The organism is Pseudomonas sp. LAMO17WK12:I1, assembly GCF_900177315.1.
GTDB lineage: Bacteria > Pseudomonadota > Gammaproteobacteria > Pseudomonadales > Pseudomonadaceae > Aquipseudomonas > Aquipseudomonas marginalis.
Window position 1 is genome coordinate 59,297 of record NZ_FWZV01000017.1, and the last position, 20,810, is coordinate 80,106.

Genomic DNA, 20,810 nt, shown 5'->3' on the forward strand with positions numbered 1-20,810 from the left:
ATAAAGGTGGCAGCTGTACGCAGGTTGGCGAACCGGGTAAGAAGGAACCCGGCAGACCCGAAGGTCTCCCGCGCACAGCCGCCATAAAGCAGGAATGCGGGCACAAAAAAAGCGCCTGCAATCGATATGGTGGCGCCTGTGCGCCTTCTTAAACTCGGGTCGCCAAACCCGGACGCTGAATTTGCAGCGACGGCCAGAGCATAGCGCTCAGTTTTCCGACGTGCAACCACAAGCGAATCTTGCAGATTTGCTGGGGGCGAAATACATTGATTGGGCATCTAGATTTACCTCCAACGCCCCCGGTTGCCGCCGGGGGCGTTTTCATTTCAAGCATGAAATTCCCAGCGCAGGTGAAGCAGCGGCAGATAGCCGCCCTCGATCATCGAATGTGCATACTCATAGGCAGCTGCTTTTTGGTCATCCTCGATAGCGACGAGGCTGAGTTTTTCTGTGTGCATCGCGAGTACGCCCCAGTTGCCGTCAGGCCACGTCATGACGACGACAGTCCGGCCCAGGCTTTCATGCTTATTTCGATACCGGATGAGGCGCTGCATGGCTGCCCGAGACAGGCCGATTTCCTGGAGGAGAGAGAATGGTTGTAATGTCGCTTTATGGGCTACAGACGCTCTCATGCGGCCTCCTTGGCGCGCAGTGCGATGCGTGCTCGGACCCAGTTCTGAACTTCGCTTAAAACCCAGGCTACCGGCGCTCCACGGGCGTTGCTTTCGCTGAGTTTGACGGGGAGAGGAAAGCCGCTTTCCGGCTGGCACATCAGCTTGTAAATCGTGGATCTGGCAAGACCGACGATGGCTGAAACTTCGCCTATGCGGATCAGCGTAGTGGCTGGATCAAGTTGAAAGGGGAGTGGGGGCCGGTCAGTCATGATCGTCCCCCTCTGGCCCAAATGTGGTCGCTTCCAAAGAAAGAATTTCATTCCGGGATTGGAATATCCACTGAACCACCTCGACAAGGCGATAGCGGTATTGCCCTGCGATCCCTGTCGATGTGAGCGGCTTACCCCGGCGGCGCCAATCCGCTAGAGTTTCGTAGCCTATGCGCAGCGCGTAACCGACTTGTCCTTCAGACAAAAAACCATGAGGAACACTTACGAGCGGTTCTAAATCTCCGATGTTTTTGCTGCAACGGTACAACCAGCGCAATACCTCGGACCTTCGGTATTTGGGCCTACCGTCGATGTTCGTCCAGTTGAGAGGTCTACCCTTGCGGCGCCATTCCGCAAGGGTTTCGGGGCAGATGCGCAGTGCGTAAGCGACTTGCCCGCCAGTCAAAAACTCATGCGGGCCGTGGGTGACGTTTGTCCGCGCCTGGGTGGGAGCAGCGGTGTTTAGCGATTCTGATGGAGCGGTGTTTGCGTACATATCAATCTCCTGCGTATCCGTGATCGACAGGAGCGACTTTATTTACCCAATTGGAACTGTGCTTAGCTCATTCCCATATATTTCTCATCCGCTCAAGAATCTCCCGATAGGCTTCACTCGCCTGCTCATCATCTGCGCTTGAACGCTTTTTCTTGGGGGCCCATACCTTGCCCTGAACCAGGATGTTTTTTATTTGTTTCTGGCTGAGGGAGTGTTTTTTCGAAAGGGAAGCCACTACCTCGGCGTGGATCTTTCCTGATCCCGTATCGCGCTCGTAGGCATCGCAAATACTTTTGTCTCGTGGGGCATTACCTAAGCGTCTGACTTTCGCCGATTTATCGGAGCCTTTGCGTGAGACGGCTTTGCGATATTCTTGAGCTGTTTGTTGTTGAGTTGCAGCATTTTTTTTATCCGCTTCGGCTTTTACGGCATAGGTCTCGGCCTCTGCAATGTAACTCCGAGCATCCCCTAAATAGGTCGCGAAAGACTCCCCAGTTTCACTTTCCTCGACCTTGAACTGTTCACGATGTTTGTTGACCATCTCGAGATAAGAGTCAGGGAAGACGCGCGCCATTTTTATAGCTCGTTCATGGTCACCACGATTTGCATCACCCTCGACTAGGTCTATCCATCTCCAAAGCGTGAAGATTGCTCGACACGCACGATCCATCGCTAGGGTCGCCACTAGCTGAGCATCAGATACTCCAGAGCTATCAAGACGGCTAGTGCGTGTTGCAAACGCTAGCCCTAATGCAGGAAACCTGTTGAACGATTGTCGAATGTTGTACGACAGATGACATACCGCAGAAACGACCTTACGGGCATGAGGATCCCAGAGCTCGTCGCAAACGTAGAATTCTTTCCAGAACGATTGCCCTTTGCAGATCACATCAAATGCCTCCGCGAAGCGATCCTCAAATTCAGGGTATAAAGCGCGGGTCGTAAGCGTTCTGGGTGGGTCATAAGTATCGACATCCAGCGGGTGCCCAAGAAGATCCCTATAAGGCATCGGCCACCCCCGCACCCCTGAGATAATTCAGTGAACGCGCGATCCATAAATTCCTCAGGAACCGCAGTGCACGGGGCCTACAGCCGGGTATGGCGGGTTTGAGGTGTTCCATTTGAGGCGCTTTTTGGGTGGAACACCTTTTTTGTGTGGAACACCAGGTGTTCCAGCTAAAACAAAAAGGTGTTCCACGTCTGGAGGCCACGAAATACGTGGCTTTCAGCGTTTGTGGAACACCTGGAACACCTGGAACACCGTTTTTTGAGGGGGTACGGAAATGCATCATTATTCGACCCTGCCAAAATGCCCTTCGATCACGTTACCTTTCTCCAGTCCATCTAGGTAATCGGCGTACCACTGCATCATCGTTGTACGTGGCGCCAGGTACTGGGCCTTGTTGTAAATTCCGCGCACGCCTGGTGCCTTGTGACTGAGTTGGGCCTCGATGTGGTCAGCATCAAATCGGTGTTCATTCAGGGCGGTGCTAGCGATGTGCCGAAACCCATGGCCTGTCTGTCGACCTTCATACCCGAGACGGCGTAGAGCCATTAGAAATACCGTATCGCTTCGAGGTTTGGTGCGGTCGCTTCTGCCAGGAAAGAGTAACGGGTAAGCGCCGGTCAGGACGTGCAGCTCTTTGAGGGCTTCAACGGCCTGACGGCTGAGTGGTACTAAATGCTCGAGGCCTTTCTTACGGCCTTTGCGCTCCACCGGGATTGTCCAAAGTTTTTTATCAAGGTCGAATTCGTCCCATAACGCTTCACGTAGCTCACTGGGGCGAACAGCGAGGAGTGTCAGCAAGCGCAAGCCCAGTTGCACATCTTTGGCGTGGGGGTAGGAGCGAATGGCGCGGAGGAGGGCGGGTAGTTCTTCAATGCTGACGTGGGCATAGTTTTCGGGCTTACCTGCCGAAAGGAATTTATGCACACCGTCGAGTGGGTTGTTTATCGCCCGACCGGTTACGCGAGCTAAGTCATAAATGTCTTTGCAATAGGCTCTGACTCGGCTCATCTGCTCAAGGATGCCTTGTCGTTCCATTCCGCGTAGCAGTTCCATCCACTCCATCGACAGAATGCCGGTGTATGGGCGATTGCCGAAGGAGGGGAACACGTGGCGCTCCAACGCACCTATGACCCGTTTAGCGGTGCCGGCATCCCAGGAGTTGAGTCGCGAGCTATGCCACTCCCGTGCGAGTGGCTCGAACGTATTGTTACTGGCCGCTAGCTCAGCAGCTCGGCGAGCCTGTTTGGTCGCCATTGGGTTCTTGCCGTCGGCTGCGTCACTGCGCAGTACGGAAGCCTTCTGCCTTGCAAATGCGCCGCTGACCTCTGGATAACCTCCGAGACCTAACCAGCTCCATTTACCAGCTGGCGTTTTGTAGCGCAGTTGCCAGGACTTTTGACCGTCGGGTTTCACGCGGAAATACAGACCGTTGCCGTCCTGCTCCCGGTATTCCTTGATGTCGGGCTCCAGGCTTGCCAGGACGGTGTCAGACAAGGGGCGGCGCTTGATTTCAGAACGTTTCATGGGCATGTATCCCCTGAGTTCTATTTTTAACCAAGGATACACAGGGGGATACACGGTGGGAAGGTATAGGGGTAGACAGAGGTGAACAGCCAGAAACAAGAAAGCCCGCACTAGGCGGGCTTCTTGGGGTTGTTTATAGACTGCTGTAGACATCTATAAACAGGTACTTGGTGGCTACACAGGGACTTGAACCCCGGACCCCAGCATTATGAATGCTATGCTCTAACCAACTGAGCTATGTAGCCAAGTGGCGCGCATTATTCGCGTAGAACGGGAATGCGTCAAGCATTTATTTTGAGTTTTTATCTACGCTTTCAATTGTTTATCGGAAATGAGCGAGTTGGGCGACGAGTGGTTGATGATTCGCTGCTTCTATGAAGGGACCCCCCTGGCGCCAGGCAATCCCTCGGCTGCTGGGCAAAGCAGCTCGTTGATCCTGCTTGCAACGGGACTGATCGCTCAAGGGGCTTGGGGCTGATGTTCGGTTTTGGCGGGATCGGTGCGACGCTGTCAGGGTGATTGGTGATCTTCCTGGCACGTACGAAAAAGGTCTGATTCGGTTGGGCAGATATCCCTTTCGCCCAACGCTTGGCCAGTCAGCCGGTTTTACGATTGGAACGGGTTCTGGGTGGTGCGCTTGAGCTGTTCGCGTGCTCGCGACAAGCGTGAGCGAACGGTGCCGATAGGGATGTCCAATACATCGGCGGTGTCCTGGTAGCTGCCGTCGGTTTCCAGCGAGGCGTACATCGTCCTGCGCATTTCCGTCGGCAGGTGGTCAATGGCGCTCAGGGTGTTCTCCAGGCGGCGGTTGATCTCAAACTCCCAATCCAGGTTGTTGTTTTCTTCCTGTCCATGCCACAACGATTCATCAAATTCGCAATGCACGGGTTTGGCATACATGCGCCTGAAGTGGTTGCGAATCAGGTTTTGCGCGATGCCGCACATCCAGGTGCTGAGCGAGGCGTTACCGCAGAAGCGCTCGCGGTTGCGCCAGGCCTCCAGGTACGTCAGTTGCAGAAGATCATCCGCATCTTCGGGGTTAAGTACGCGCTTGTGAATGAAGCGCCTGAGTTTTTTCTGCTGGTCGTCTGTCAGGTGATGCATGAATTGAGGCGAGCTGCCAACGAGGTGAGCTAAAGCTTCAATGGGGAGATTCATGTTTTTTTTCCTTAGGGTAGACGCAGTCGAGCGGGTGTCGACAGGTCCCCTTAGCACTCCCTGTGCCAATCGAAAAAAACACATAACTATATGATTTACATATATAAATATTTTTATTTGGTGGGTTTTTATGCAGTGATTTGCATGGGGCGCCTAAGGCTTTTGCAAGTTTTTTCAAATTCCTAGTGAGCACGGATTTTGATGGAACTGCATGGGGAGACGTTGCCACACAGGGAAACACTCTTCCTGTACTGGCGTGTCCATGGAACAAGTATCCCGTAAAACAACTGACCCTCGTAACGATGTGCGCACCCACCCCTCTGAGGGTGAAGCGGTTGTCAGCCATGCCTCAGCGCAAGTGCACACATCCGCGAAGGGCATCGATGAGCTTGCACATCTGTTTGGTCAGGAGGTGGAGCTCAACAGCCGGGCGCTGAACGAACGAAAGATGGTGGTACGCGTGCTCCCGGCCGAGCAGCTTGCGCAACTTTATGATCAGTTGGGCCATCCGGCCAAGAAAACCCTGGCTTTCCTCTCACTGCTCTTCAGGCAGCAATTGCAGGACAGACCGACTGTCGAAAAATTGCTGAAGCTTGCGGACGGGGACCCGGCGCGCGCGTTCGTGGTGCTCAAGCATGTGGTGGCCAAGGCAGACAGCGAGGGCCGCCCGTCCGACACTACGTTGGCGCGCGATGCAATTGCCAAGCTTGAGGCTCGTTTCAAAGGGGAGATCCAGGCCGGCCTGAACATTGCCTTGGCATTGCAGTCGGCCGGGGTCGACCCGCAGGAGCGCCAGGCACTGCGTGTGCTTTACTATGCCAGTGTGGTCACGCGCCAGTCCCTGTCGACGATGATGCAGGCTTTGCTGGGTGTATATGGTGGTGAGCAGTTCCACGTCGGGCTCAAGGTGATGCGTAAGGCTTTGGCGGATGACATCGCGGCCGCGGTGTCGTCAATGCCCACACCCCTGTTGCGCACTTTGCTGATGGGCCTGCGGGACTGCGGGCAACTGAGCAGCGTATTGGGCGGTTGTCACAAGCTGATCCAGCGCTTGAGTATCGAGCATAACGCCGTGAGCTTGTTGCAACGCCTGCTGGGGTATGCCGGCGCCGGTATCGCTGTCGATGAATTGCTGCGGTTGGGGGACGAACTGGGAGGCGGTCCGCTTGACCGTCAACTGATGTCCCTCAATGCCCTTTACCCTCTTTTTCAGCAATTTCCCCTGGCATTGTGGTCCGAAAAGCGAATACGTCTGGAAACCCTGCAGATCCTGCTGACGGTGATCGATGAACTGGACCGCGCCTTGCGTGGACCCACACGGTATGCCGGTGAACCGAGGCTGATGACGTGACCGCTCTGTCGGCCATCAACCGTGGGTTGCTCAAAGTGGCACAACGCGCCGAGGTGCTGGGCGCTGTGGTGGTCATGGCCATCGTATTCATCTTTATCGTGCCGTTACCCACCTGGCTGGTGGATATTCTGATCGCCCTCAATATTTGCATTTCGTGCCTGTTGATCGTGCTTGCGCTTTACCTGCCGGGCCCCCTGGCGTTTTCTTCGTTCCCCTCGATCCTGCTGTTGACCACCATGTTTCGACTGGCCCTGTCGATTGCAACCACGCGTCTGATCCTGCTGGAGCAAGACGCCGGAGATATCGTCGAGGCCTTCGGTAATTTCGTGGTGGGTGGCAACCTGGCGGTGGGAATGGTGATTTTCCTGATCCTGACCCTGGTTAACTTCCTGGTGATCACCAAGGGCTCGGAACGGGTGGCCGAGGTCGCGGCGCGGTTCAGCCTGGACGCCATGCCGGGCAAGCAGATGTCCATCGACAGTGACTTGCGTGCCGGCCTGATCGACGGCACGCAAGCGCGGGACAAGCGCGAGCAGTTGTCCCGTGAGAGCCAGTTGTTCGGTGCGATGGATGGGGCCATGAAGTTCGTCAAGGGCGACGCTATCGCGGGGTTGATCATCGTCGTGGTCAACCTGCTGGGTGGCTTCTCTACGGGCATGTTCCAGCACGGCTTGAGCGCCGCTGATTCAATGGCGTTGTATTCGGTGCTGACTATCGGCGATGGCCTGATTGCACAGATTCCGGCGCTGCTGATCTCCCTGACCGCCGGCATGATCATCACCCGGGTGGCGCCGGAGGGGCGCAAGGGCATCAGTAACATGGGGGCCGAAATTGCCCGGCAAATGACCAGCGAGCCCAAGAGCTGGATAATCGCTTCGGTGGGCATGCTCGCCTTTGCGATAGTGCCCGGTATGCCGACCGGGGTATTTATCCTTATTTCGCTGATAACCGGCACATTGGGGTATTACCTGATGCGCCAGCGTCAGCGAGAGGCAGCGCCCGCGGCCGAAGCCTCCGAAGCCGTGCGTCCCGAAGAGAACGGAAAAGAGGACTTGCGCGGGTTCGATCCGTCGCGCCCCTACCTGTTGCAGTTTCCCCCGGTTTTGCGTGGGACGCCTGAGGTGACGGAGCTTATTCATGGGATTCGCCAGTCCCGAAATGCACTGGTTGCCAATATCGGCCTGACCCTGCCGCCATTTGAGGTCGAGCTCGATGACTCGCTGGCCGCCGACGAAATGCGTTTCTGTGTGCATGAAGTGCCGATGGTCAAGGCCTCGGTTGTCAACTATCTGGCCGTTGAGCGTAACGCCTTGACGGTCGAGCCCGAGCATGGAATACCCGGGCTGGCCGAGCGTGATGAACAGGACTGGGTCTGGCTGGCACCGGATGATCCACTGCTCGACGATCCGCAACTGGAGCGCTTCACCGCGACCAGTCTGATCATCGAACGCATGAAGCAGGCCATGATGCTCAGCGGCCCGCAGTTCCTGGGGATCCAGGAGAGCAAGTCGATCCTCAGCTGGCTGGAGCACAACCAGCCGGAGCTGGTGCAGGAACTGCAGCGAATCATGCCGCTGTCGCGCTTTTCGTCGGTGTTGCAACGCCTGGCCAGCGAAGGTGTGCCGCTGCGGGCCGTACGGCTGATTGTCGAATCGTTGATCGAGTATGGCCAGCATGAGCGTGAACCGGAAGCATTGGCCGACTACGCGCGTATTGCGCTCAAGGCGCAGATTTTCCACCAGTACAGCGAGGCCGACGGCCTGCATGCCTGGCTGCTTTCACCGCATACGGAAAACATCCTGCGCGAGGCATTGCGACAGACCCAGACCGGGGTGTTTTTCGCGCTTGACGATGAGCACAGCGCTGCGTTGATCAGCCTGCTCAACCAGGCCTTTACCTTAAGGGCCAAGAGTAAAAGTGTGCTGTTGGTGGCGCAGGACCTGCGAAGCCCCTTGCGTACCTTGCTGCTGGAAGAGTTCAACCATGTCCCGGTGCTGTCGTTTGCCGAGTTGGGGAGCTCCTCCAAGGTCAAGGTGCTGGGGCGCATTGACCTGGGCCAGGACGAGCTGATGCGTGGTGCGGTGGCATGAGTATTCGGCCATGGCCAGCGTGGAGGTTGCGATGATGTTTGAGTTAAGGGTGCTTGATGGGCTGCGCCAGGGCGCTGCGTTGCCGTTATTTGGGGAGCGATGGAGTATTGGTGCGCACGCGGACGCTGACCTGATGCTGAACGATCCGGGAGTCGTCGAGCAGCATGCGTGCCTGCGGTTTATCGACGCCAACTGGTTGGTGCAGGCCGAAGCCGGACTGTTGCGAGACCCCGAAGGCCAGGTACTGGCGCAGATCGCCAAACTGGAACTGAATGTGCCGTTTACAGTGGGAGGGGTGCGGCTGTGCGTGACCTTGGCCGAGCAACCCTGGCCTCAACCCGCAGCCCCTGCTCCGGTAGCGCCGGTAGTGCCGCTAGCGGCCGATGTGCCTGCGCAGGTGATGACGTTATCGTCAATCTCGCCCTCCCAGCAGAAGCGCCTGATCAGCCTGGTGCTGGTGGTGACGGTAATCATTGTGGCAGTGGGCATGGTTTCCACTGGGGAGCGTGAGGCGCAGGCTTCGCTGATGCCGCCCGCGGTGCAGAAACAGGAATTGGCTTCGTCTTTTGAAGTACGCCAGCAGTTGTTGAAGATGCTCAGCGAGCGTGAGTTGAGTCAGCGGGTTACCTTGCAAGTGATCAATGACCAGGTGGCGCTCAATGGAGAGGTCTCACAGGACGAGGTGGAGCTGGTAGCACGCATGCTCAGCCGTTTTGGTGAGCAATTCGACAGCTCGGTGCCGGTGATCAGCCGTGTGCGTGTGCGCGACGGCACACTGCCATTCAGGATTGTGCAAATCGTCGGCGGGCCGAATGGTCACGTGGTCCTGGAAGAAGGCAGCCGACTGTTTGTGGGCGACGAAGTGGAAGGGCTGCGGCTGGTGCTGATCGACAACGGCAAAGTGGTTTTTGATGGTGCGCAGCGTTACGAGGTGCGCTGGTGAGTGCGGAACTGCAAGCTCGTCTGGACGCCTGGCAACAGCGTCAGGCCCAGTCACTGAGCACCTTTGCACCGGTGACGATGCGTGGCCGAATCCAGCGCGTCAACGGCATGCTGCTGCAGTGCCGGCTACCCCAGGCGCGTATCGGCGATTTGTGCCAGGTGGAAAAAAGTCCGGGCGACTACATGCTCGCCGAGATCATCGGCTTCGATCAGCAGGACGCGGTGCTCAGCGCCTTGGGTAATTTGGAAGGCGTGCGGGTAGGTGCTGGAGTGGAGCGCCTTGGGGTATCGCATCGAGTCCAGGTCAGCGAGGCCCTGTTGGGCCAGGTGCTGGATGGTTTTGGGCGGCCGATTACGGGGCAGGGCGTGAGTGCGTTTGTCGAGGCTGACTTACCGGATACCAGTGCGGTGTTGTGTGAAGCGCCGTTGCCCACTGAGCGGCCGAGGATTAACCGTGCACTGGCCACCGGCGTGCGTTCGATCGATGGCCTGATGACGATTGGCGAGGGGCAGCGTGTAGGCCTGTTCGCCGGGGCCGGTTGTGGCAAGACCACCCTGCTGGCCGAGATCGCGCGTAACGTCGAGTGCGATGTCATCGTGTTCGGCCTGATCGGCGAGCGGGGGCGGGAGCTGCGTGAATTTCTCGACCATGAGCTCGATGACCAGCTGCGCGCCAAGGCGGTACTGGTGTGCGCCACCTCCGATCGCTCCAGCATGGAGCGCGCCCGCGCCGCGTTCACGGCCACGGCATTGGCCGAAGGTTTTCGGCGCAAGGGGCAGCGGGTATTGCTGCTGATTGACTCCTTGACCCGTTTCGCCCGGGCCCAGCGTGAGATCGGCCTGGCTGCCGGCGAACCCCTGGGGCGCGGAGGTTTGCCTCCTTCGGTATACAGCCTGCTGCCACGACTGGTGGAGCGTGCCGGGTTGACGCGTGACGGTGTGATCACCGCGATCTATACGGTGCTGATTGAGCAGGACTCCATGAACGATCCGGTGGCCGACGAAGTTCGCTCGCTGCTCGATGGGCATATCGTGCTGTCCCGCAAGCTTGCCGAGCGTGGGCACTACCCGGCGGTGGATGTGTTGGCAAGCCTTTCACGGATCTTGAGCAACGTCGCGGAGCCGGAGGACATCCAGGCGGGTACGGCATTGCGACGGTTGTTGTCGGCGTACCAACAGATCGAGCTGATGCTCAAGCTGGGAGAGTATCAACCCGGCAGCGATGCCCTGACCGATCTGGCGGTGGACAGCCGTCAGGCGGTCGACGGGTTCCTGCGCCAGGACTTGCGTGTGCCTACGCCGATGGTGGCGACGCTGGAGCAACTTAAGGATCTGACCGCCCATGTCCCATTCTGATGTGCTTCTCGGTGAAGTCGAGACGTTGCGGCGCCTGCGCAGGCACAGAGCTGACCGCGCCGAGCGCGCCCTGCGTGAGGCCAGGCGCGCCCAGCAGGCCCTGCTTGCACATATCCAGCAGGCTAAGGATGCGCTTGAGCAGACTCGGCAGGAGGAGGCCCGGCAAAGTGCTGAATTGCTCAGTCAGCATCAGGGTCAGGTGCTGAGCCTCAAGGCCTTGAAATCTTGGGGCGCGCAGGAGCGCTCCCTATCTGCCAGTACTCAGCGGGAGATAGGCCAGTTGGAGGCGTTGCGGGGCCAGCAGGGGGAAAGCGAAAGTCGGGTTGGCAGCGCCCAGAAACACGTCACGGAGTGCCTGCGGCAGGTGGAAAAACTTCAGGAGTTATCCCTCTTACTGGCTCAGGAGCCGACATGACCCAGGTTTCAAATAAACCCACTGAGCGTCCGCGCCAGCGCGAGCCGCGGGACGAGCGTGAGCCGGGGGCCACGACAGCCGTGTCCATGGAACTCGGGCGATTATTCACTCAATTTTTTACTGGAGACGATGGCGGCGCTGGTGTGGGGACTGCCTTATCGGGCAAACAGGCGTGTACCGGTATAGCCCTGATCGAGGCGCTTGCCGAGCAACTGGCGCCTCGTGTGCAGGCTGCGTCGCAGTGGCCGTTGCAGGCGGTGCTGTACTTGCCTCGCCTGGGGCGGATCAACGCCAGCGTGCGCCGCGAGCAGGGCGCCTGGACGATCGAGCTGGAGGCGGAGCAGGACGCTACGGCGCGCTGGCTTTGCGGTGTACGCCAACAGTGCGAGGGTCGATTCGCGGGAGCGCTGGGGCTGCCGGTGAACTTGCTGATGCCCAGCGTCGGTTGCGCATGCTGATGCCGGCGCTGACCTTTCCCTTGATTAATAGCGATACGGTTGCCGCGCGCCGTCGATTGGGGCGCGGCCTGCGCCTGCCGTTCAAGGTGGCCGGGCAGGCCGGCGAGTTGCTGATTGAGCCCGGGCGTGCCCCAGCTGGCGGCAAGGCTTTGTGCTTTGAGACGGTGTGTGGCGTGCTGGCGCTTGTAGAAGCAGGGCCGTTGCTCAGTCTGCTGGGTGAGTGCCCGGTGACCCTGTCCCAGGTTGGCAACGATCCGGACTCCTGGTTCTGGGCCTTGTACCAGTACCACATGAGTCCCCAGGTGCGGGCGCTGCTGGGTTATGTGCGCTTGCTGGAAACGGATCGACCCAAGGGGTTTGGCTGCCGGCTCAGTGTGACCCAGGGGGCGTCCCGGGTTGAAGGCTACCTATGGTTGACCCCCCAGAGTTTCCTGGCCTTGTGTGAGGCAGGGCCTTGGCGCGCCACTGCGGCAGCTTTGCCGGCGCCGTTTCAACTGGCAATCGCCGTGACCCTGGGCCGCGTGCAGTTACCGATTGCGCAGGTGCGCAGCCTGCGTACCGGTGATGTGCTGGTGCTCGGCCCGTATTTTTTTTCCGCCCAAGGCAGCGGCTACGTGCAGGTTGGCAGGCAACGTTTGCATGGCCGCATTGACGATGACACCGGGCCGTTGTGCCTGGCGCTTACTTCTATCGAGGACTCGTCTGTGGACGAACATTTTGCAGCGCCCCATTACTCGGCGCATGAGGATGATGAACCGGTCGTGGATGTATTTGGCCACGAACCATTCGATGAGTTGAGCATGGCGCTGAATGTGCGCTGTGGAACGCTGAACCTTACCTTGGGCGAACTGCGTAACCTCGCGCCCGGTTCGGTATTGGGCATTAGCGGTTACGCTCCCGGCATGGCCGGCCTGTATTACGGCGATCGGCCGATTGGCCAGGGGCAGTTGGTGGAAGTCGATGGGCGCCTGGGGTTGCAGTTGTCTCGCGTGATGTTCGGCCGATGAGTTTGCAGGGGATAGACCCCCTCATTCTGGCGGTATTCCTGGGGGCATTAACGCTGATGCCCATGCTGTTGATCGTCTGCACATCGTTCTTGAAGATCGTCATCGTGCTGATGATCACCCGCAATGCCATCGGTGTGCAGCAGGTACCGCCCAGCATGGCCATCAATGGCATCGCGTTGGCGGCCACGCTGTTCATCATGGCACCAGTGGGTTATGAGATCGCCGAGAGCGTCAAGGCATCGCCCCTGGACATGAGTAACGTGCAAACGTTTCTGCAGACGGGCAATGAGGCCATCACACCGTTACGCGCATTCATGCTGCGCAATGTGGACCCGGATATATTGACGCACCTGCTGGAAAACACCACGCGCCTCTGGCCTGCACAAATGGCGCAGGAGGTGCAACGCGAAGATCTGATCCTGGTGATTCCGGCTTTCGTGTTGTCGCAGCTGCAGGCAGGGTTCGAGATAGGCTTCTTGATCTATATCCCCTTCATCGTGATCGACCTGATTGTTTCCAACCTGCTGCTGGCGCTGGGCATGCAAATGGTCTCGCCGATGACCATTTCCCTGCCGCTCAAATTGCTGTTGTTCGTGTTGGTGTCGGGTTGGTCACGGTTGCTCGACAGCTTGTTCCTCTCCTATCTCTGAGTGGCGTATGGACCCGATTGTGCTGTTCAAGCAGGGCATGTTGCTGGTGGTGGTGCTGTCTGCCCCCCCATTGATTGTGGCGGTGGTGGTGGGGGTGCTGGTGTCTCTGGTGCAAGCATTGATGCAGATACAGGACCAGACGCTGCCTTTTGGCATCAAGCTGGTGGCCGTAGGGGTTACGTTGATCCTGACGGGGCGCTGGATTGGCGTGGAGTTGATCCAACTGATCAACTTGACCTTCGAAATGATTGGCCGCTCGGCCCGGAACTGAGGCCTCGCCCGTGTTGGCTTATCTTGATTTCCTTCCCAGTCTGATGATCGGCATGGCGCGAATCTACCCGTGCGGAATACTGGTGGCGGCGTTCTGTTTCCAGCATATACGCGGCATGCTCCGGCACATCCTTGTGATGGTCATGGCGCTGATGCCCGCGCCGGGTATTCATGCTGTGTTGACGGAGCATGATTACTCAGCGTTTGTGCTCGCTGCATTGGCGCTCAAGGAGCTGGCACTGGGGGTGTTGCTGGGGATGTTGCTTGCGATGCCGTTCTGGCTGTTCGAGTCGGTGGGGGCTTTGCTCGATAACCAGCGCGGAGCCTTGGCCGGTGGTCAGCTCAATCCTTCACTGGGGCCGGATGCGACGCCGATAGGGCATTTGTTCAAGCAATTGGCGATTTTTCTATTGATGGCCACCCTGGGGTTAGGCGCGTTGACTCAGGTGATCTGGGACAGTTACCTGATTTGGCCACCCACCGTATGGTTCCCACTCCCGGCGCCTGATGGCATGAGCGTATTTGTCGGCCTGCTGGGCGACACCTTCACCCATATGATGCTCTACGCTGCTCCCTTTATCGCGGTGCTGCTGTTGCTGGAGTTCGGCATCGCACTGCTGGGGGTCTACAGTCAGCAGCTACAGGTGAGTACGCTGGCGCCACCGGTCAAGTGCCTGGCGGGGATCGGTATTCTGCTGTTGTATTTTGCGCTGCTGCAGGACTTGATCGTGGGGAGTATGAGCCAACTGAGTGACCTGAAGCACTCGCTGGGCCTTTTATTCAAGGCCCCGATGCCATGAGTGACTCGGGGGAAAAAAAGCACCCGGCGTCAGCCAAGAAGCTGCGTGACCAGCGCCAGAAAGGCCAGGTCGCTCAAAGTCAGGATGTGGCCAAGTTGATGGTGCTGGCGGCCATCAGCGAGATCGCCTTGTTCACCGCCGATACCAGCTTGCAACGTTTCCAGCAATTGATGGTGTTGCCGATCTCACGCCTGGACCAGCCCTTTGTACGGGCGTTGGAAGAAGTGCTGATTGAAGGCCTGGTGGTGTTCTTCTCATTCGGCCTGCTGATGGCCGGCGTGGCGATTGCCACGAAGCTGATCGCCAGTTGGATGCAGTTCGGATTGCTGTTTGCACCCGAGGCACTGAAGCTCGATTTCAATCGTCTCAACCCGATCAGCCAAGTTAAACAATTCTTTTCTGCCCAGTCGCTGATGAATCTGTTGATGAGCATCGCCAAGGCGTTTCTTTTGGGGCTGATCGTATTCCTGGTGGTCTGGCCCTCTCTTGGGACGTTGATCAACCTGGCCAACAGCGATCTGCAAAGTTACCTACTGGCGTTGATCGCCCTGTTCCGCTATCTGCTGCATGCCTGTCTTGCATTGTTACTGGTACTGGCAGTTATCGATTTCACCTTGCAGAAGTACTTCTTCGCCAAGCGCATGCGCATGACCCAGGTCGAGGTCGTCAAAGAGTACAAGGATATGGAAGGCGACCCGCATGTGAAGGGCCAGCGCCGCGCGCTGGCGCAGCAATTGGCCCAGGAGGAACCGAAGGTCAAGCTGCCCAAGCTGGAGGAAGCCGACATGCTGGTGGTCAACCCGACCCACTTTGCTGTCGCCCTGTATTACCGCCCGGGCAAGACACCGCTTCCGCTGCTGGTCAGCAAAGGTACGGATGCCGTCGCCCGCCAGTTGATTGCGCAGGCGAAGGCTGCCGAGGTGCCGGTCATCCAATGCGTATGGCTGGCACGCTTGCTCTATACCAAAGCGTTGGGAGCAAGCATTCCCCGCGAATCCTTGCAGGCTGTGGCACTGATCTATCGCACCTTGCGTGAGCTTGATGATGAAGCCAAGCGCGAAACGCTGGAATTGCCTGAGTTGGAACGTCGCTGATCAGCAGGTGGAGCGTGTGTCCAGGGCTTGGAGATTGGCCAGGGAAAGCATCCGGCTGAGGAGTCCGTCGAGCGCATCGTTTGCAGCCGGCAGCGCGTGCCAGATTACCAAGGCATCCTGCGCGTCCAGGTAGATAAAACAACCATCGAACACCACGGCAAGCTCAAAGCGCCGCTCCAATACCTGCTGCAACTGCCCTGCCTGTAATGCTGAACGAGCGACTTGCAAGGCCATGCCCGGGCGTTTGCCGGCGTGCAGTGCACATGCTTTGATACCGGGAGCGAGTATCAGGTGAGCGGCAGCGCCACTCACCAGATTGTCCAGAAATACCTGGCGTTGATTGTCGGGCATTTCCTGGCGGCTCATCGTTCCAGCGAGATAGTCTGGTAATCCGCACGTTCCCCGGCGGGACCAGGCTCGGCACGCATCTGCGGTGGCCACCAGATCACCATCTTGTCCTTGCTCGATTGCGGGCGTGAGCAGGAGTCCCCCTTGCAGGTGGGCGTGCAGGCGGTGACAAGCAGTGCCGTTGCGATCAGGGTGACGCACAATAAGCGGTGTTTCATGGCGTGGCCTTCTGAGCAGGAGTAATCAAGGAGGGGCGAGGCACGCTGAGGTGTTCATCCTTCACCACCGGGCGCATGGCGATAAACACCTCGGCTTCCTCACCCGGCTTGAGCCAGGCGCGCGGCCATACGCTGACGGCCAGGGTCTGCGAGTTGCTGCATTCCTTTTCGTCGATACGCACGTGGCGTTTGACCTGGTTACGCAGGACCACTACCGCCACGTTGTAGTCCGGTCCCGCATACCATTGGCTGCGTTCGGTGTTCAGCGCGAGCAAGTCGCGGGTGCTGCACAAACTGTTCAGCCCCAGGGGCATTGGTGCCGCCTTGAAGGCCTTGGGCACTTTCCCGCTGACCATGTGCGCCAGGGTACTGATGATGTCGCTGCGCTTGATTACCGGCTGGTGAGGGCTGTAGCGCCGCGCCAACGGTGCGAGGGCTGCCTGCAATTCGACCTGGTCGGCCTGGGGCAGGTAGCGCGACGGATCGGCCTGGTCACCGATGACGCGCGGGGTGAGGATGAACAGGCGTTCACGTCGATTATTCTGCCGTTCTGTCGAGGAAAACAGCGCCTTGCCCAGTAGCGGGATATCACCCAATAGGGGGACTTTGTTGCGCTTGTCGCTGCTTTCGGTGACGTGGAAACCACCGACCACCAGTGAGCGCTTTTCCGCCATGACGGCCTGGGTGCTGACCTTGCCTCGGCGTACATCGAGGTTGCCGGGAGTGGGGTTGGTTTCGTTGAAGTTGCCATCTTCGATATCCACCGCCAAATGGATCTGGTGGCTGCCACGGCTGGTGATGACACGGGGGACCACCTGGAAGCTGGTGCCCACGGTGACCGGTAAAATGGTTGCATTCTCCCGGCCGGGGGTCAGGTACTGGGTGCGGTTGAAGTCGATGACCGCCGGTTGGTTTTCCAGGGTGAGCACCGAGGGGTTGGAGACCATGCTTGCCAGCCCCTTGGCTTCCAGCGCGCGTATATCTGCGTAGAAGCGCTCGCGGTTCTCAATCGACACCTGTGAAGAGGTGCCCGGTGCCATATTGACGCCGCCACGGAATCGGCTGTTCTGAAACCCCCAGTTCACCCCGAACTCTCGCAATTGGGTGCGCTCGATATCGAGAATGATCGCGTCGATTTCCACCAGTTTGCGCGCGACATCGAGTTGAGTGATCAACTCTCGGTACATGCCCTGCCGCTCAGGCAGGTCATAGATCAGCACAGCGTTATTGCGTACATCGGCTTCGACGCGAATCCTGCTGGGTGAGACCGGGGCTCGCGAGGTGAGTGTCGGGAGCGGATCCACCTGCCCGGTGTTAACGTTTGTACCCAGCATCTGCCGCAGTAAAGGGTTGTTCAATCGGGGAATGTTCGGTACGAGCGGCGCTGGCTGTGACGGGGAGGGTTGGTTCAGCCTGTTGAGGGTCGAATTGGAGCGCGGCTCCAGCAATCCACGCAGAATGCTGGCCACTCCCGGAATAGTGAGCTTCTCGCCGCGGTAATCCACTTGACGATCCGTCGCATTGGCGAATTTAAGCGGGAAACTCAGCACACTCTGCTTTTCATCCGGAGAGCGGCGCTGGGTACTGAACTGTTTGATCTGCTCGATATAGCGTCGAGGGCCCGAAACCAGTACCACGCCGTCTTCGGGCAACTCGCCCCAACCGAAACGGCTATCGAGCAGGCCAATATCGGTGAGCGCTTGCTTAAGGTCGGCAATGGTCTCGGAAGAAACCTCCAGGCGCGCCGAGTCTTGCTGGTCCAGCGTGCTGATATAGAGGGTGTTGTTGTACAGGTACCACTGGAAACGGTGTTCTACCCCCAGACGGTCGAGCATCGACTGCGGGGTATTGGCGCGAATCTTGCCATTTACGTTGCCTTCCAGCAGGCCCTCGACATGTAGTTGTGTCCCAAAGGTCTGGGCGAAATCCTCCAGCACTTCCCGGAGTGGCTTATGTTCAGCTTCATAAGCGTATGCGGTGTTTTTCCACTCGGGGGGTATGGCCGCCAGTGTGTTCCCTGCTGGGATCAGCAGCCAGGGAAGCAGGATCATGTTGCGCCAATGGAATCTTTTAAGGGAATCGGCAGGCGAGTCTGGACGCAAGCGACTGCGCTTGTGAGGCTTGTTAGACATTCACAGTTCTCTGTTCAGTAGGATAGTGAGCGTAGCGAAGTGGGTTTGAGGTTTCGGGCCGGCTGAGCGAGACGTGTCACCGTTGAGCGCCATGTGTCACGTTGGTTAAGCAGGGCTTCGAGACAGCCGAGCACAGCCCTCTTTTCCTGCCCGCTGCGCAGACTTTGAACCAGCCATAGCGCGCCGCTTTCAGTTTTGAGGGCCAGTGCGCCTTGGAAATGATTCAGGCTGGCGGCGCCCAGTCGCATCCAATTCTGCAGGATTGCATTATCGGGACGAACTGAAGTTAGTTGAGCACCCAGTAATAGCACTTCCCCTTGACGTTTAAGAATGATTTCATCGTCGCCTTCGAACAAACTGATCTGTTCGTTATGGCTGTTTAACCATTCATTGATCAACTCGTGCATATCAGGTGAAACTCTCAAACGTCGATTTGTACATAAGATGGGTCGCCCGCTTGTGCTCGTGATAAGCCATATCGCTCGCAGAGCGTCTTAGCGCGAGGTTGTAGAATAGTTCGGCAGACTCTTCATCCTCTTCTTCCATCTCCACTAAAGCCCTAAGACGTTTATCGCTGACAGCGTTATTCTTCAAAAGTTGGCGTGACAACTTATCGAAAAAGTCCATATGGTTTTCCTTATTGTGGAGAGGACTCGTTTGCGTAACTGCCGTTGAAAAAAGCTTCGATCATCGAATTCCAACTGATGCGAAAATCGCCCTCGTCTGTTTTCAGTACCAGTGTCTGCAGGGGGGTTGTGCCATCAGCCTGAAGTTTCCAGCGTGTGGAGGTGTGACGAACAAAAAACTGTTTCACCTCCTCCAGGTCATGGGGGTGACAGAGTAGTGTGGCGTTGACCTCTTGAATCTGGTTCGCCATCAAATGCTTGAGAAGGGCTCCAAGCCTTTGTTGGGCTACCGTCTCGTCAAGCAGGCAGCGAATTGCCTGGTTGGTGATCGATGTTGCGTAGTGCTCCAGGCTGTCGTACATCGCTTGACGGTCGTGCTCCCATCGCTTGAATTGGGCATCCGCGCGCTGCCAGACCTCCAGGGATACTTTTTCCAGCAAGGCTTCGCATTTTTCCTCTGCCAGGCTTATCAGCTCATCGGCCTGTGCATGGGCCCGGTTCAAGAGTTGGTCGGCCTGCTTCCAGTTGGCAAGCTCTTCCCGCAGGATCAGGCTGCTCTGTACGTGCGTAGCGTCCTTGAGCAACTCAATGGTGTATCGACATAACATCGCTGATTTCCTTACCCCTTCGATTCAGGGGGGCGTGGGGTCGCTTGCCAAATTCGTCACGCGCCAGACCACGGCTTGCCACAGTGTGTTCAGGCGGCTGCTGGCGTTCTCGAATGAGATATTTCTTTTTTCGACATCACCTACACGCTCACGTGGGAAGCGCAACCGAAGACGTTGCCAAGTCGCCGGTTCCACCCAGCTATGGAGCAATTGCAATGGATCAGCGTCGCAAGGCAGCATGGCTGGGGGCAGCGCCTTGGACAGACGCATGCACCACAGATGATGGCTGTTGCTCAAGGGGGCTGCTGCCTCAGGATTAAAGGTGTCGTGAATCAGTGTCATCGCCAGGTCGAGTTGCTCAGTTGAGGCGAGGGCCAGGCGAAGCACGGTAGGGTGAGGGGCAGCAGGCAAGCAGGTTGCAACCCCCGTGAGGTTGCCCGGCGCCAACCGTCCAAGGTGATATAGCGTGCTGATCGCTGGGTATTTTTCGCCTCTCCAGTCCTCGTGGGCATACTTCCATGGGAATGCCCACCATTGAGCCCAGGCCAGATGTTCGCTCATTGGATTGACGGGTCTAGGCGTCATGGGAGAGGCCAGTCGATTCGCCTGCCACGGACGCACCTTTTACAAGACGCTGACGCCGATTGCGTAGGAATAGTCCGGTGCTCACGACGGCAACCATGGCTAGCAGAGTGAAGACTGTGCTGTTGCGCCAAAACCCCAGGTCATCGCTGGGTACCAGGAAAGGGCCAAAATACACGAGGCGCTGCTGTTCCTGGTAAGCGGTGGCAGGTACAAATACCACGGTCAGTTTTTGCGGATTTTCCACTGCTGTGGTCATGCCAGGGATGCTGCTTGCCACCATTCTGCGAATGCGTGCTTGGATGTTATCGGGATCCAGGCGCGGATCATGCTTGATGAATACTGACGCGGATGCGGGTTGGACAGGTTCCCCAGGTGCGATGCGTTCGGGCAACACTACGTGTACCCGCGCAACGATAACGCCGTCGATGTTAGAGAAGGTCGCCTCAAGCTCTTGGGACAAGGCATAGATGTAACGTGCGCGCTCCTCCAATGGCGTGGAAATAACGCCTTCCTTGCGAAAGGTATCGCCCAATGTTGCCCGGGCCATTCTCGGTAGACCGGCGGCTTCCAAGGTACGTACGGCGCGTCCGATATCGATTGCGTTAACCGCCACGACGACACCATCTTTGGCCGGGATTTTTAAGGCTCGAATATGTTTATCTGCCAATTCTGCTATGACCTCATTGGCCTCTTGTTCAGAGAGCTGACGATGAAGTTCAACGCGGTCACCGCAACCGCTTAATATCAACGTAATAAAAAAAATCAGCGCGGCGGATAACAATCTATTCAT

At 57.8% G+C, this 20,810-nt stretch carries 25 protein-coding genes and 1 tRNA gene; 11 read left to right on the top strand and 15 right to left on the bottom strand.

The window, feature by feature from the left end; translation table 11 throughout:
* Window positions 1–326 precede the first annotated feature (326 nt).
* The 7 genes from B9N88_RS27650 to B9N88_RS27675 form a co-directional block, all read right to left on the bottom strand.
* Window positions 327–632, bottom strand: a complete 306-nt coding sequence (locus tag B9N88_RS27650; protein WP_027606915.1) for a hypothetical protein — start codon at window positions 630–632, stop codon at window positions 327–329.
* On the bottom strand, window positions 629–883 hold the full coding sequence (locus B9N88_RS27655; protein ID WP_027606914.1) for a helix-turn-helix transcriptional regulator: 255 nt from the start codon (window positions 881–883) through the stop codon (window positions 629–631). Before B9N88_RS27655 ends, B9N88_RS27650 begins: the two co-directional genes overlap by 4 nt.
* Entirely contained in the window at window positions 876–1,379 is a 504-nt protein-coding gene (locus tag B9N88_RS32485; protein WP_143491273.1) for a MerR family transcriptional regulator, read from the bottom strand. Before B9N88_RS32485 ends, B9N88_RS27655 begins: the two co-directional genes overlap by 8 nt.
* A 67-nt stretch (window positions 1,380–1,446) precedes the next feature.
* Window positions 1,447–2,388, bottom strand: a complete 942-nt coding sequence (locus B9N88_RS32490; RefSeq protein WP_143491274.1) for a hypothetical protein — start codon at window positions 2,386–2,388, stop codon at window positions 1,447–1,449.
* Between the two features lie 282 nt (window positions 2,389–2,670).
* Window positions 2,671–3,912, bottom strand: coding sequence for a tyrosine-type recombinase/integrase (locus tag B9N88_RS27665; protein ID WP_027606912.1), 1,242 nt, complete (start codon window positions 3,910–3,912; stop codon window positions 2,671–2,673).
* Between the two features lie 168 nt (window positions 3,913–4,080).
* A tRNA-Met gene (locus tag B9N88_RS27670) sits at window positions 4,081–4,157 on the bottom strand.
* Window positions 4,158–4,518: 361 nt separating this feature from the next.
* Window positions 4,519–5,070 carry an RNA polymerase sigma factor gene (locus B9N88_RS27675; protein ID WP_027606911.1) on the bottom strand — a complete coding sequence of 184 codons (552 nt, stop codon included), beginning with the start codon at window positions 5,068–5,070 and terminating at the stop codon, window positions 4,519–4,521.
* 262 nt (window positions 5,071–5,332) lie between these two features.
* Here B9N88_RS27675 and sctW point away from each other — a divergent pair, with 262 nt between their 5' ends.
* Genes sctW through sctU form a run of 11 tightly spaced genes read left to right on the top strand, consistent with a single transcriptional unit; the run spans window position 5,333 to window position 15,503 of the window.
* A complete protein-coding gene (gene sctW, locus B9N88_RS27680; protein ID WP_169899173.1) occupies window positions 5,333–6,421 on the top strand; it encodes a type III secretion system gatekeeper subunit SctW in 1,089 nt (362 codons plus the stop codon).
* Window positions 6,418–8,511, top strand: a complete 2,094-nt coding sequence (gene sctV, locus B9N88_RS27685; protein WP_027606910.1) for a type III secretion system export apparatus subunit SctV — start codon at window positions 6,418–6,420, stop codon at window positions 8,509–8,511. Before sctW ends, sctV begins: the two co-directional genes overlap by 4 nt.
* A gap of 34 nt (window positions 8,512–8,545) precedes the next feature.
* Window positions 8,546–9,454: an FHA domain-containing protein gene (locus B9N88_RS27690; RefSeq protein ID WP_027606909.1), complete on the top strand. Its 909-nt coding sequence runs from the start codon at window positions 8,546–8,548 to the stop codon at window positions 9,452–9,454.
* The gene (locus B9N88_RS27695; protein ID WP_027606908.1) at window positions 9,451–10,809 is read left to right on the top strand and encodes a FliI/YscN family ATPase; all 1,359 of its coding nucleotides are present in this window, start codon (window positions 9,451–9,453) and stop codon (window positions 10,807–10,809) included. Before B9N88_RS27690 ends, B9N88_RS27695 begins: the two co-directional genes overlap by 4 nt.
* Window positions 10,796–11,224, top strand: a complete 429-nt coding sequence (locus B9N88_RS27700) for a type III secretion system stalk subunit SctO (protein WP_027606907.1) — start codon at window positions 10,796–10,798, stop codon at window positions 11,222–11,224. The genes B9N88_RS27695 and B9N88_RS27700 overlap by 14 nt, the downstream gene beginning before the upstream one ends.
* Window positions 11,221–11,682, top strand: a complete 462-nt coding sequence (locus B9N88_RS27705; RefSeq protein WP_027606906.1) for a type III secretion system HrpP C-terminal domain-containing protein — start codon at window positions 11,221–11,223, stop codon at window positions 11,680–11,682. Before B9N88_RS27700 ends, B9N88_RS27705 begins: the two co-directional genes overlap by 4 nt.
* Complete coding sequence (locus tag B9N88_RS27710; protein ID WP_027606905.1) at window positions 11,676–12,689, top strand: FliM/FliN family flagellar motor switch protein; 1,014 nt, start codon at window positions 11,676–11,678, stop codon at window positions 12,687–12,689. The genes B9N88_RS27705 and B9N88_RS27710 overlap by 7 nt, the downstream gene beginning before the upstream one ends.
* Window positions 12,686–13,339 (top strand): type III secretion system export apparatus subunit SctR, encoded by a 654-nt coding sequence (gene sctR, locus B9N88_RS27715; protein ID WP_027606904.1) that lies wholly within the window; start codon window positions 12,686–12,688, stop codon window positions 13,337–13,339. Before B9N88_RS27710 ends, sctR begins: the two co-directional genes overlap by 4 nt.
* A gap of 7 nt (window positions 13,340–13,346) precedes the next feature.
* Window positions 13,347–13,610, top strand: coding sequence for a type III secretion system export apparatus subunit SctS (sctS, locus tag B9N88_RS27720; protein ID WP_027606903.1), 264 nt, complete (start codon window positions 13,347–13,349; stop codon window positions 13,608–13,610).
* Between the two features lie 10 nt (window positions 13,611–13,620).
* Entirely contained in the window at window positions 13,621–14,409 is a 789-nt protein-coding gene (gene sctT, locus B9N88_RS27725; RefSeq protein ID WP_027606902.1) for a type III secretion system export apparatus subunit SctT, read from the top strand.
* Entirely contained in the window at window positions 14,406–15,503 is a 1,098-nt protein-coding gene (gene sctU / locus B9N88_RS27730) for a type III secretion system export apparatus subunit SctU (protein ID WP_027606901.1), read from the top strand. The genes sctT and sctU overlap by 4 nt, the downstream gene beginning before the upstream one ends.
* On the opposite strand, the gene B9N88_RS27735 is transcribed toward sctU, so the two are convergent.
* Genes B9N88_RS27735 through sctJ form a run of 8 tightly spaced genes read right to left on the bottom strand, consistent with a single transcriptional unit; the run spans window position 15,504 to window position 20,810 of the window.
* Window positions 15,504–15,854: a hypothetical protein gene (locus B9N88_RS27735; protein WP_043293689.1), complete on the bottom strand. Its 351-nt coding sequence runs from the start codon at window positions 15,852–15,854 to the stop codon at window positions 15,504–15,506.
* A gap of 11 nt (window positions 15,855–15,865) precedes the next feature.
* Window positions 15,866–16,069: an HrpT family type III secretion system protein gene (gene hrpT, locus B9N88_RS27740; protein WP_027606899.1), complete on the bottom strand. Its 204-nt coding sequence runs from the start codon at window positions 16,067–16,069 to the stop codon at window positions 15,866–15,868.
* Window positions 16,066–18,201 (bottom strand): type III secretion system outer membrane ring subunit SctC, encoded by a 2,136-nt coding sequence (gene sctC / locus B9N88_RS27745; RefSeq protein WP_027606898.1) that lies wholly within the window; start codon window positions 18,199–18,201, stop codon window positions 16,066–16,068. Before sctC ends, hrpT begins: the two co-directional genes overlap by 4 nt.
* 14 nt (window positions 18,202–18,215) lie before the next feature.
* The gene (locus B9N88_RS27750; RefSeq protein WP_027606897.1) at window positions 18,216–18,608 is read right to left on the bottom strand and encodes a hypothetical protein; all 393 of its coding nucleotides are present in this window, start codon (window positions 18,606–18,608) and stop codon (window positions 18,216–18,218) included.
* A gap of 1 nt (window position 18,609) precedes the next feature.
* On the bottom strand, window positions 18,610–18,828 hold the full coding sequence (locus B9N88_RS27755; protein WP_027606896.1) for a hypothetical protein: 219 nt from the start codon (window positions 18,826–18,828) through the stop codon (window positions 18,610–18,612).
* 10 nt (window positions 18,829–18,838) lie between these two features.
* Window positions 18,839–19,435: a type III secretion system stator protein SctL gene (sctL, locus tag B9N88_RS27760; RefSeq protein ID WP_027606895.1), complete on the bottom strand. Its 597-nt coding sequence runs from the start codon at window positions 19,433–19,435 to the stop codon at window positions 18,839–18,841.
* A 24-nt stretch (window positions 19,436–19,459) separates the two neighbouring features.
* Window positions 19,460–19,996 (bottom strand): hypothetical protein, encoded by a 537-nt coding sequence (locus tag B9N88_RS27765; protein WP_027606894.1) that lies wholly within the window; start codon window positions 19,994–19,996, stop codon window positions 19,460–19,462.
* Between the two features lie 13 nt (window positions 19,997–20,009).
* On the bottom strand, window positions 20,010–20,810 hold the full coding sequence (gene sctJ / locus B9N88_RS27770) for a type III secretion system inner membrane ring lipoprotein SctJ (protein WP_027606893.1): 801 nt from the start codon (window positions 20,808–20,810) through the stop codon (window positions 20,010–20,012).